The sequence below is a fragment of the Bacillus cereus group sp. MG4 genome (assembly GCF_040460055.1).
GTDB lineage: Bacteria > Bacillota > Bacilli > Bacillales > Bacillaceae_G > Bacillus_A > Bacillus_A wiedmannii.
In genome coordinates, this window is record NZ_JARVGZ010000001.1 from 1,217,007 (window position 1) to 1,229,272 (window position 12,266).

Here is a 12,266-nt window from a genome sequence, read left to right on the forward strand (position 1 = left end):
AAAGTATAATTGCTAATTGTCCGTGAAGAACCGATCAAAAATTTGATAAATAGCAGAAAGACCAATGAGCCAATAAATAGTGTCCACAAGCGCCGGCATAGAACCAAACCATTTCTCAACTACATTGTAATCTAACGCTACAAACAACCAATTCAAACCGCCAAGAATCACCAAAATTACTGTAAGGTAAGACAAAAATTTCATTATGATTGCCCCCTAGGTGATAAGATGGTGAAAGGCCTTTCACTAGAAATATATGTGGTAAAATTCAAAACTTACCTACTTTATAAAAATTATTTTCGGTACCAGCCGTTAATAACTGCCTCTGCTTCTTTACTATGTATTTGATACGCATGCGTACTATTATGAGAGCCAATAAACCAAATTGAAAAACCTTTAAAATACGGTTTCGTTTCTAATACATCTCGGTAAGCACGCCATCCGTTTAATTGTACGTCCTTTGAAAACACATTAGATACATCTGGATTCCACGGATTTTGTAGTCCAAGTTCACGCGCCGGAACGTTAAATCCACCAAAATAAACCGGTTTTCCTGTTGCATTATGTAATTGTTCTAACTGCTGCACAACATTTTGCCCACGATTATACACTGTCGTCGCAAATAAACTTTTCTTTACTTCTTCATATGTTGGATTTCTTTTTCCTGAAACTTCAAACCAACTATCAATACTTACAATATCCACCTTTTTTAAATACGGACGATTGATTTTCTCTTTAAACTTCGCTTCATAAGAAGGATCAAAGCTTGCTGTTAACCACCAATTCATTTGATACAAAACATTTCCTTTATACTGCTGACGGACGAAATCAATCGTATCGCTCCAATATCCTTCTGCATATTCCATATTCACAAAATTAGAAGCAATCTTGAGCCCGTACACATTGTATTTACTTGTAATTGAATTAAAGATGTCTTGTAGAATAACCGTCTTCCAATTCCAGAAGAAATCATTAATATTACTCGGATTCCATTCCGTTTCCCCAACATTTCCTTGCTGAATATATGGGAACGGTTCCACAATAACTTGAATATTACGCTTTAATAATTCTTGAATTAAAAGAATAGCCTGTTGCTTTTGCGCTTGATTAATTACCATGTTCGTAGAAGTTACATTCGGAATATCTACTTGAATTGGTACATTTACTGTATTTAAATTTAAACGCTCTACATCAGCTAAAACTTTCGCTACATTTCCAACTTCCCATACCGTTACATTTCCTGATTTGATTTTTCCAGATTGGACAGTATTTACATCTGCCTGTACATTTCCTTGAAAACAAAAAGAAAACAACATAATAAACACCCCTAAAAAACTTACTAAACTCTTATTTTTCTTCACAACTTTCCTCCTATAATTTTTGGCATTCTTGCTTATTCTATACAATGTTTCACATATATTCCACAAGAATATTTAATGAAATTTCATCAATAAAAATGCTATTCACCCTTTATCCGCACCTTATTCATACTAACCTCCTAAAAATAGTAAGGTAAATAAAAAAAGGAGCGTATTTCCGCTCCTTTTTTACCTTTATATGATTGAATTTATTGACTTCCTTCAGGCAACTTAATTGGATCAAATTTTTCAAATGAATCAATTTTTATACTCACAACTGTATCCAATTTTTCTTTATCCGCACTAGATTTCTTATCTGTATTACGTTCACTTACATTTATAATTGTACGCATCTCTTCAAATTTATAATCTTTCGTTATGATATATTCAACAGTGAACGCATCCATATTAAATCCGTCCGTTAATTTTTTCATATCTCCATTAATTTTCTGTAATGTATCTACTGCTTCTTTCCCCTTTAAGTCAAGTGTAAGCTTATATGTATCTCCCTCCTTCTTTGCTTTCATTTTTTTAGCTAAATCTTCCGGTAAATCTAACTCATTAAGTAAATTTTTACTTACCATTACGTCATCAACATTAAATTGATCATTAGGTATCGTAACTAACTCTCCTGTACCAGGGTCTTTCACTTGAACAGCGACCTTTCCATCTACTTCGTACGTTACAATATCTGTTCCACTTATTTTCATTTCCGTTCTAGAATTCTTTCGTTTTGGCTCCATTTGAATGTTCATTTTAATCTCTTCTGATTGGCTGTTCCCCTTCATTGACATAAGAGACGTTAAAGTGAGATATTCTTCTTGTTTTAATTTATCACCCGCTTTTTTAAAAATGTCTTTCGCTACTAACTCTTTTTCTTTTTGTACAGATGTAGTTTTAGGCCCACTTGTTTTTTCACTACTACAACCAGTTGTCAAACCTACTATTAACGCCAAACTAGATGCTACAATTATTTTCTTCATAATGATTCTCCCCGTCCTCTATTAAAAATAATTACACTTTATGTATAGTAAATGAAATGAATTAACACAAAACAGATACAATACTTATTTAACTTCTAAACTAAACCAGTTATTCCATCCATATACTAACGTAACTAACGCTCCTATAACACCAAAAACAACTATATTTATACCCATTGAAGAACCAAATACAACAGCCATTATTGACACAATCATGAATAAAATGGCGATACTATTAATCTTAATTTCTACTATATCGCCATCCTTTACTTTCTTTTCTTTACTCCCAAAAAAGAATTGTTTTACTTTTATATTTGCTTCATCTCCCTCAAAAGGAAGCGTATATTCTTCATTATTTTCAAGTTTCATTACTACTTCATTATCTACCTTTACAGCGACTCTTGCTGCTCCTCCCATCATCCCCGTTGCCCTTACTACTTTAATACTCATGCTAAATCCCCCCTGCTTCAACGCCTTGTGACTCTATTTTCCCTAGTAGCTCTTCATATTTTTGCATCTCTTCTTGCGCATTATTCCAGTTCTCACCGTAAATATGAGTTAACTTTCTTGCTGTTATTTCAATGATAAAAGAGCTATCTCCATTTTGAAGTAATACATACGTTCTTGTATCCTCTTTATATATTTTCATAGGAGTTGCTTTTTTTAACTTCTCCCCGGCTGGTTGTCCTACTTTTTCTAACATAACCGGTACATAACTTTTCTCTATAGCTCCCTCGATTGTACTTCCATTCCAATCACCTTTTCTTAATACGTATAAAACAGTTACTACTTCTAACTTATCGAACGATTCTTTTTTATCTTTGAGCGCTTTATCTTGTTGCTCTACAATAATATCCTTCGTTTCTTGACTCATTTGTGGCGTCGTATTCACCGCATTTGTATTATTTAAGTTATACAATTTCCCAACTTTAAATATAAAGGAGATCGATAAAACGACAATTAAACAAATATACCATTTATTATATTTTGGTGATTCAATATCTGAATAGGATTGAATCTTTTTATGTTCAGCTGATGATAAAGCTGGTTCTTTCACTGCTGCAGCAACCTCTTGCTGCCCCTCATACACAGTTCCTTTACTCCAAAAGCCCTCTAGCTGTGCTTCCAGTTCTTCTTTTGATAGTTTCGCAGCTGGAATAGTAGTAGCTTCTCCTTTTTTAACTGTACTTTCCATATTGGAAATTTCACGATTTCGAATGATTTTATTTTTTTTCACATTGTATTCAGCATCAAAGCGTGTTCCTAGTCCTACTTCTTTATGAATCCGCCCTTTTATAATAGATGAAATGATATACATCATAAAAATAACTATATACACGGAACCGGCATACCAACCTGTTAAATATACAGGGAGGATTATCCATCCTAAAAGGCTTAAAACAACTAAAATATAATATAATTTAAGACTCTTCTTACTTGTAAACGAAAATATTTTACAAAACTTAGAAAATGACTTCCAAAATGTATACGTAAAACTTGCCATAAAAGCACAATACTTATTTTTCGTTCCAATTGTATCTCTATAAATTTTGTAGGCACCTTCATGATTCGGCTCTAATCGTATTGCAGTTTCAGCTAGCATTCTTGCTTTTTTAAAATTCCCTTTTTCTTTTGCTACATTTGCAAAAGAGACTAGATTTGTTACATTTTCTGGATTTAGCTCTAACGCACGTTTTTCCGCCTTTATACCCTCTTCTATTCGTTTCGGATAATAACTTAAAAGAATAAAAGCATATCTTCCTACATACATATCATTTTCAGGTTCTAACTCTATCGCTTTGTTATAGTATGTAATACCTTTGAGGGTGTTGCAAAACTAAAATAAATATGCAATGTTATGAATCAGAAAAACTAGCTGAACATGTAATAAATAGCGATTTTGACCATACCAACGTGGCTGTTCCAGCCCTTTATCTTTGAGATGACCAAACTGTTGTTCAATTTTCCCACGCTCTTTCATCAACTGTTTGCCAAAGATGGTTTGTGCAAAATGAGATAATACACGGCGATGTGTACTTTTGCTTTGTTCGCCATTACGTGGGTTAATTGGATTCACCGCAAAAATATCACATGTTTTTGCAATTTCATAAATGCGCTGACTATCATAAGCAGCATCTGCAATGGAAAATAACACATTTTGATTTTGTATATCTTGAAGCAATACAGGAGCCATTTTGCTATCATGTACGTTCGCTGTTGTAAATGCATACGACAATACAACACCTTCTGGTGTAGAACAGACATGAGCTTTATATCCCTTATACCAACCATAACGAGTAGATTTCCCCCATTTTGCTTGGGAATCATATAAACTACTCCGTAAGGCAGTGCTATCAATTAAAACACACGGAATTAATCCTAAATTCATTTCTTCAAGAGTTTGTTTATGAATCAACGGAATACCTTCATTGCGAAACCAAGTTCCTACACGTGAGAAAGTGGATATATGAGGAACAAAGGAAAGACCACAAGATACACGAAATGAAGGATATTGATGCAAAAAGCGAGTTAACTTACGTAATGAATTGATTTGGAATACCGTTTTCACAAAAAAACATTTGAGTAAAGCTTTTCTACAGATAGGTGGGCGGCCTGTAATAGGCGGAACGCCTCCAATGGTTAAACTGTCTACGTAGGCAAATAAAATGTGTAAAATGGATTGATTGTGATCAAAATTGGTTATCATACTAGTAAATCCGTCCTTTCTGGAGATAGTTTAGGGTACTATCATTCTTCCAGGAAAACGGATTTTTTTATGCATTTATTTTTGAATATTTATGAGTTTTGCAACACCCTCACCTTTATTAAGCGATTCTATATGTACTTTTGCCTCACCCACATAAAAGTAATATACGCCTTCTTCCGGATAATTTTTTATCCCTATTTCTGCTATCTCTTTTAATCTCTCAAAATTTTCTTGCGCATAAAAAATATCTAACGCTGTTAACAAAACATTTTCATCTAAGTGATCTATTTTTAGTGCATCTTCTAAATATTTACTTGCTTCATCAATTTGTCGAAATCCAAAGTAGTACACATGACTTAAACAAATATAACCAGTAGCATCTTCTGGATCTTCTTTAATCATCCATTCCGCTTCTTCTTTTGCAAGCTCAACATCACCAAGCTTCAATAAGTGCGAGATTCTCCTAAGTTGCTCCTCCATCTATTCCTTTCCCTCCAATCTAATATCATTTATTTCAATTGGTGTTCTTCCATATACTCTAATACTTTGTCAAAATCTTTATTTACATCACTAAACGTTGCATAATTTTTTGCGGTTGAGAACCAGTCTAAAGTTGTCGGTTGCCGTTTTTTCATTGCTTTTAATAAATCTTCATTGGATAAGGGTTGTAACTGTCCCGTTTCAAATGAACGTTGAATAGCTTCATTAATAGCATCTTCCACTAAATATGTTAAATCTGCTCCTGAAAAATGCTCTGCATACTTCGAAACAAAATCTAACTGCAATTCCATTCTCGGTTTATCCTTTGTTTTCAACTCCAGTATTGTCAGTCTTTCCTCGTTATTTGGTGGTGCCACAAAAACAAGTGAATTAAAACGGCCTGGTCGTCGTAACGCTGGGTCAATATACCATGGTGTATTTGTTGCCCCAATTATGTAAACACCTTCATTAAAAGAATTGCTTCCGTCCATCTCCACTAGCAATTGATTAACTAACGTTCTTTGATGATGAGCACCCATCTTCTGTCTATTCCCGCCATATGCGTCTAACTCATCTATAAATAAAATACAAGGCTTTGTTTTTCTTGCCTCTTCGAACACTTCATGTAAATTTTTCTCTGCTTCTCCTGACCACATCGATAGTATTGCTTGCAACTCTAAATGAATAAAATTAGCGTTTATCTCACCTGCAACTGCTCTCGCTAAAAATGTCTTACCACATCCAGGCGGCCCATAAAATAATAAACTGCCTCCTACTTTCTTACCGAAAGCTTGAAAATACTCTGGATTGTTAATCGGCATAATAAAATCCATATTGATTTTCTTTTTAATATCTTCCATTCCGCCAACATCATCAAAAGTTATTTTACTCTCTTCCACTTCAACCATTTGATTTTTTTCTCTATCAAAAGAAATCACTTTAATTTTCTCTCGATATTTCTCCATGTCGTTCATTCTTGTATTTATCCCCCTATAAAACCCTTTAATTTAGAATACATGTATCACTATTGCTGTAAAACCTTAAACAAAATATTCCAAAAAAATTATAACAAAGTTCTACAGAATTTTTTGTCAAATTTTGTCACACGACAAAAAAGAGACCCTTACCTATAGTAAGAGCCTCTTCGAACATTATTTCGGTTGTAAAGTTAACACTTTCCCTTCTATTTCATCCGTATTCAATGTAGTCGTATGATACGTTCCGTTTACCCAATCATCTATTTGATCATGATACCAATCGCTTCTAAAATGTCCTGATTGTCCTGGCCCTACGATATGATAACCGTTTGACATATCTTTCGTATCAATCACGAATCGCCAAGAAGCTCCATGATTGACAATACCGTTATCTCCGTAACTCGCTGCTTGAACGGTAACTTGGCTTCCGCCAATTGGAACTGGTTTTTCACGATTAAATGCAAGTAACGCTAACATACTAGATGATTTTGAAATTGGATGTGTGAACGCCAGTTGATGGTAATCGCCCCACTTCCACTCCGCAACATCAGGGCCATATTCCTTCTGTAGTTTCTTCATTACATTTTCGTACGATGTATGCACAACTTTCGTGAAGCCTCCGTACTTCGTAAACCAAGCGCTATTTTCTCCCGCTACTTCTTTTCGAATCAATTCATCAACAACTTGTGACTTCCCTTCAAATAACTCAATCACATCTTTCGGTATTTCTTTTGAAAATAACGTATTTGAAATCTCTTTCATTAACAAATGGAATATTAATGGTGCTGCTTCATCTTTACTATCGTAAAAATTCCACTTTGTTAATTGTTTTACGCCTTCTTTCTCTACTTCATTTAACGATGCTTTATTTAACTCTTTTAAAAATATAGGGGCAAATTCTTTCCCGTATAAATTTTTTTGATCCATCTGTAACTCTTCTAAATCTTTCACCGTATACTTTTCTTTCTCTTGTAAAAATTCTTGAATACGCATTTGTCTATATGGCTGTGCCCACGTATTACTAATATGGTACGGATAATGATCATCCACAATTTTATTATTCGCAGTTGAAATAAACCCTTGTTTTGGATTTATTACTTTTGGCAGTTGATCATATGGGATATACCCTTCCCATTCATATTCATCTGTCCACCCTGGCACTGGCAAACTCCCATCACCTTTTTTACGCACTGGTATATTTCCATTTGCTTTATACGCAATTGTGCCGTCATTTGATGCAAATACAAAGTTTTGAGTTGGTGTATGAAAATCTTGAATTGCCGTTTCAAACTCATTCCAATCTTTCGCTTTATTCATATTTAATACAGCCTTTAATTCAGCAGAAGGCTCCAAAGCAGTCCATTTCAAAGCGAATACTGTTTTCGTTTTCTCTTTTCCTTTATCCGCAAACTCTGAAATGACTGGACCATGCCTCGTAACCGTCACATTATACGGAATTGTTTTCCCGCCTTTTACTTTAATAGATTCATCAACAACTGTAGCTTTTCCCCATTTATCGTTATATAAAAATTCATTTTCATTATTAGGATTTCGCTTCTCAATATATAAATCTTGTACATCAGGACCTGTATTCGTAACGCCCCATGCTATTTTGTCATTGTGACCTAATATAACACCCGGTACTCCAGCGAAAATAACACCACTCACATGTAAATCTTTCATTTCAAGTTTCGATTGATACCAAATAGAAGGCGTTGCAAGAGATAAATGAGGATCATCCGCTAAAATTGGCTTACCAGACACACTCTTCTCACCGCTTATGACCCAGTTATTGCTACCATTAAACTCTGGCGGAATGATCGTTTTTGCAAAACTTTGTGCTACGTCCACATTTGTATTCTTCAGTTCAGCTAGCAATCTAGGTGCATCTTTCGGATATGTAGGAAATAGCTCATTTGCTTGCTCTTTCGGTAAATTTTTCAGCGCCCAATATCGAAATACCTGTCCGTGCCAATGTCCGCCTAAGTCAAACGCCATATACTTTCCAATCGTTAACGTATCAACAATGGACCATTCAGTAGGCTCATATCCTAATATAGTAAACTCAACCGGCAATTTCTTTTCCTCTTTCGCCTCGCGTATAAAAGCGTTCACCCCATCAGCAAATGACTGCAGGGCATATTTCGCTTCCCCGTCATATTGACTAACAGACGCTTCGGCTGCTCGCCGTAAACCGAGCGTTCGAAACAACTTATCTCGATCAACAGCTGCTTCCCCTACAACTTCACTCAACATCCCAGAAGCTTGCCTTCTACTTAAATCCATTTGAAACAAACGATCTTGCGCTTGTACATACCCTTGCGAAAAATATAAATCATGTGCATTTTCCGCTTTAATATGCGGTACCCCTTTACTATCCCGTTTTACCTGAACAGCATGTTGTAAATCCTCTAGCTTTATCGTCCCATCTATCTTTGGCACAGAACTTAGCGTATATATGTTCAAAAAAATCACTGTACAAATAAATAACAAAAGAACGATACTACTAGACCAAATAAAAATTCTCTTACCTCTAGTTCGTTTCTTCTTTATGAGAACTTCCATATAACCCCTCCTTTCTCAAACTATTCGCTTCTATTTAAGGAAGCACCTTTTAGAAAAGTTGAAAACCCATACTTTCTCATACTATGGATCATACAAACTACATACTGCTCTCTTATGTAAACCTTCCTTTCCTTCAATGAAATCTACTCGTCCTTTCTTATACCAATTCCTTAAAATCCCCTTCACATAAGCAAGCGTTCGCTTATTATGTTCAAATGCAATTTTAAGCCCCTCTATTACTGTCTTTCCTGAAACTTTTTGTATCCACTCTTTCAATTCCTTCACGATATACGGAGATAGACTACTTATATGTTGTTCGTAAAACTTATAAACTTCACTATGCGAAGTATCCTCTTCTATCTCTTCTTCCTTCTCCTCAGTAACTTCTTGTAAACTACTATTGTCCTCTTCTGCCGGCATACCAAAATGCTGCAATAACAATGGAATCTTCCATTCTTCTTCAAGACATTTACGTAAAAACGTATGTATGAACTCTTTATTTTTCACAGTCTTTAATTCCCGTAACACACACTTTTCTACATTCGTATTTAAAATAGGGTTATAGTGTAGCCAATTTAGTATGTATAACTCTTTCGTTTCCGCATCGTATAAAATCTTTCCATATGCAACAAATCTATTTAACAACTTCTCAACAGTTTCCATACTGTAGCCTGTTTCCAGTTCTGCCACACGCTTCGGTAATACGTAAATTCCACATTGCTTCGTTTTCGTACCAGTTAACAAGTATATGTAAAAATAACGCTCCTCTGGCGTTAAATCTAATATGAATTCATCTTGCCAAAAGTTCACCTGCACATTACGGTACACCGCCATATGTTTACCCCCTCCTTTTATTCATAAAAAGACAGAATTCAACCCTTCAATATACATATAGGAATGAGCGCTTTGTTTTTGCATTTGAATTCCAAATTTTTTTAACTACTACAACGCCGGTTTTATTTTTTCGCGCTTTTTTGTTCTTGTAGTTGTTTTTGTTTTGTTTTTTCTTAGTGATTTATTACTTGGTAGGTGCTTATGAGGGGCTTGGAAGGGGCTTCATAGGGGCTAAAATAAAAAAGGAGCTGTTCCAAATTTTCATTTTGGATAGCTCCTTTAAAGTCTTTATTATTTTTTCTTGCATCAATACAACCTTCTACATACCATTCATTTATTTCTGCATAGAGTCTAACATCTTCACTAAAAAGGCAGCTGTTGTACCTTTAGAATTAAACTCATTATTTCCAACACCAGTAACTACCTGTAAGCTGCATAATCGTTGAACATGCTGTTTGTATGTGATTAAATGTTGATTTGTAAAGTGTTCCATATTTCTTTATAGTCATCGACGCACTATATTGAATAGCTCTTGGCTTTTCAACCGGCTTCATTTCGCGAGTAGAACCATCATTTCGACCGTCTACATGTTCAAATGCCTATTCAATGTTTGAAATAGCTTCATCTTCCGCTACTTAACCTTTTTTTGCTTCTTTCATTTTATGTAACTCTTCTGTTTCATCATGTTTATGTTTATATTGTTCTAAAAGAATTTTCTCATTCTCTGATACTTCCGCTTCGTTAATTTGCATGTGATCTGGAGTTTCTAGATTGAAATTAGAATAACTTAACCCACTCGTTCCACGTTCTCCTTGTGCGATACGAAGTTGATCAGTTTGAGGTTTTTTTACTCTCTTCTGCTGATATTGCTAAAGGAGTGCTCCCTAACATTACTAAACTTGTTGATAGTGTGATTACTCGTTTTTTAATATTCATTGCTGTATGAAATACCTACACAGTTCGTGTAAGCATCCTAACCTCCCTTTATTTTCTCATTCGTGAAAAACTATAAATCTACTATGTATGTATAAAACTATGTTTATTCCACCCTTTAATAAATACTTTCATTTTATCCCCAGCAGGTGAATGATAGTTTCTATAAAATCCCTTAACAGACATTATTTTATAACCAATTGCAATTGCCGTCAAAAGCACTTACCCTCATACACACTACTACTTCTCAAAAATAGATGAGGATACCTTTTACTGCTTTTCTTCAACAAGAAGAATCTTTATAATTTTTCATAACTACTATCATGGTAGTTTTGTCGTTATAAGGAAAGATAATATTTAACTTAAAGACATCACCCTTCAATAAAACGCAGTGTACAATGGGAATGGTAATCGGTTAGATCTTTTGCAAATTGTTGATTTGGAAACCCTCTGTGAAGCAATCTCAAGCCGCCTGAAGTTAAGGCTATATGATGATGTAACCGATAAAATAACATCCTGTTGGGATCAAGAGTATCATTCTTTAAATATCGATAATAATCCCCAAATCGAAACTGTAAAAAACTATGCTCATGCTCAATATCAAAGAACTTTGCTCCTTCGATATCAATCAAATAAGGTTCTAGTTCGTCATTAATTAATACATGATCAGGGCCTAGTTCCCCATGTATAAATCCATATCGATTTCTTGGCTCAATTTTTGATTCAAGCTCGTACAATGTATCGAGTAGCTTGCTATGACTTGCCTTGATGCTGTCAATATGTTGGGATGCGTAATCTAAATCTTTTTTTGTATGCTTCATTTGCAAGTGATGACATTTTTTCGTGTTGATTCCACTTTGATTCACTTTCCCATGAGTATTTCTCTCATTGGCATGCATGCCTGTCAGCATATCTCCTAACCGCTGAAACAATTTATCTTTTACATATGAATCGGAATTTTGAAAATACACTTCTGCCTTTTGTCCATTTACATATTCAACGAGAGCATAATCATAAGGATAACGGTTTCTTTCCTTATTCAGATCATATAGAATGGGGGTTTGAATTCCCTGTTGAATTAAATACTTGTTATTTAATTCAAATAAATCACTACTATAGGATTGTTCATGTATATCTCCGTTTGCTATTTCTTCTTGAAAATAATTCATGGTAAGATCCCACACATACAGAACGCTGGAAAATCCATTGCTGCAGTCAATCTTATAGACTACCTTTTGTGCACCGCCATGCATTTTCGTTACATTAGAAACCAAATAACTGGTACCAAATACCTTTTGCATATACTCCTGTAAATCAGATTGATCAAGGTGACAAGTGTTTCCCAATGAATAACACCCCCTTTTATATAGTTTTGCTGTCAACCAAACTATATAAAAAATCCAACCCAAAATATAGACTGTTTATTTAT

12 protein-coding genes and 1 pseudogene are annotated in these 12,266 nt (G+C 34.7%); all 13 read right to left on the reverse strand.

The genetic code is table 11. The features are described from left to right. Positions 1-12: 12 nt before the first annotated feature. The 13 genes and pseudogenes from QCI41_RS06305 to QCI41_RS06365 all read right to left on the reverse strand — a co-directional run bounded on the left by QCI41_RS06305 (position 13) and on the right by QCI41_RS06365 (position 12,138). The gene (locus QCI41_RS06305; protein WP_000670803.1) at positions 13-204 is read right to left on the reverse strand and encodes a DUF378 domain-containing protein; all 192 of its coding nucleotides are present in this window, start codon (positions 202-204) and stop codon (positions 13-15) included. A gap of 89 nt (positions 205-293) precedes the next feature. Further along, positions 294-1,361 (reverse strand): glycoside hydrolase family 113, encoded by a 1,068-nt coding sequence (locus tag QCI41_RS06310; protein WP_046954818.1) that lies wholly within the window; start codon positions 1,359-1,361, stop codon positions 294-296. 206 nt (positions 1,362-1,567) lie between these two features. Further along, complete coding sequence (locus QCI41_RS06315) at positions 1,568-2,341, reverse strand: DUF6612 family protein (RefSeq protein ID WP_353837917.1); 774 nt, start codon at positions 2,339-2,341, stop codon at positions 1,568-1,570. A gap of 84 nt (positions 2,342-2,425) precedes the next feature. After that, positions 2,426-2,791 (reverse strand): hypothetical protein, encoded by a 366-nt coding sequence (locus QCI41_RS06320; protein WP_098209234.1) that lies wholly within the window; start codon positions 2,789-2,791, stop codon positions 2,426-2,428. 1 nt (position 2,792) lies between these two features. Further along, positions 2,793-4,112 carry a tetratricopeptide repeat protein gene (locus QCI41_RS06325; protein WP_353837915.1) on the reverse strand — a complete coding sequence of 440 codons (1,320 nt, stop codon included), beginning with the start codon at positions 4,110-4,112 and terminating at the stop codon, positions 2,793-2,795. A 66-nt stretch (positions 4,113-4,178) separates the two neighbouring features. Further along, positions 4,179-5,048, reverse strand: coding sequence for a transposase (locus QCI41_RS06330; protein ID WP_353836336.1), 870 nt, complete (start codon positions 5,046-5,048; stop codon positions 4,179-4,181). A gap of 75 nt (positions 5,049-5,123) precedes the next feature. Then, positions 5,124-5,528: a tetratricopeptide repeat protein gene (locus QCI41_RS06335; protein WP_353837914.1), complete on the reverse strand. Its 405-nt coding sequence runs from the start codon at positions 5,526-5,528 to the stop codon at positions 5,124-5,126. Between the two features lie 29 nt (positions 5,529-5,557). Further along, entirely contained in the window at positions 5,558-6,502 is a 945-nt protein-coding gene (locus tag QCI41_RS06340) for an ATP-binding protein (protein ID WP_000999215.1), read from the reverse strand. A 177-nt stretch (positions 6,503-6,679) separates the two neighbouring features. After that, entirely contained in the window at positions 6,680-9,070 is a 2,391-nt protein-coding gene (locus tag QCI41_RS06345; protein WP_353837913.1) for a penicillin acylase family protein, read from the reverse strand. An 81-nt stretch (positions 9,071-9,151) separates the two neighbouring features. Beyond that, positions 9,152-9,904 (reverse strand): DnaD domain-containing protein, encoded by a 753-nt coding sequence (locus QCI41_RS06350; RefSeq protein WP_353837912.1) that lies wholly within the window; start codon positions 9,902-9,904, stop codon positions 9,152-9,154. A 334-nt stretch (positions 9,905-10,238) separates the two neighbouring features. Beyond that, positions 10,239-10,397: a hypothetical protein gene (locus QCI41_RS06355; RefSeq protein WP_353838895.1), complete on the reverse strand. Its 159-nt coding sequence runs from the start codon at positions 10,395-10,397 to the stop codon at positions 10,239-10,241. Continuing rightward, a pseudogene (locus QCI41_RS06360) lies at positions 10,387-10,840 on the reverse strand (S-layer homology domain-containing protein); the annotation flags it as partial. The gene QCI41_RS06355 and the pseudogene QCI41_RS06360, both read right to left, overlap by 11 nt. A 368-nt stretch (positions 10,841-11,208) precedes the next feature. After that, positions 11,209-12,138, reverse strand: coding sequence for a phosphotransferase (locus tag QCI41_RS06365; protein ID WP_353838861.1), 930 nt, complete (start codon positions 12,136-12,138; stop codon positions 11,209-11,211). Between the last annotated feature and the right edge of the window lie 128 nt (positions 12,139-12,266).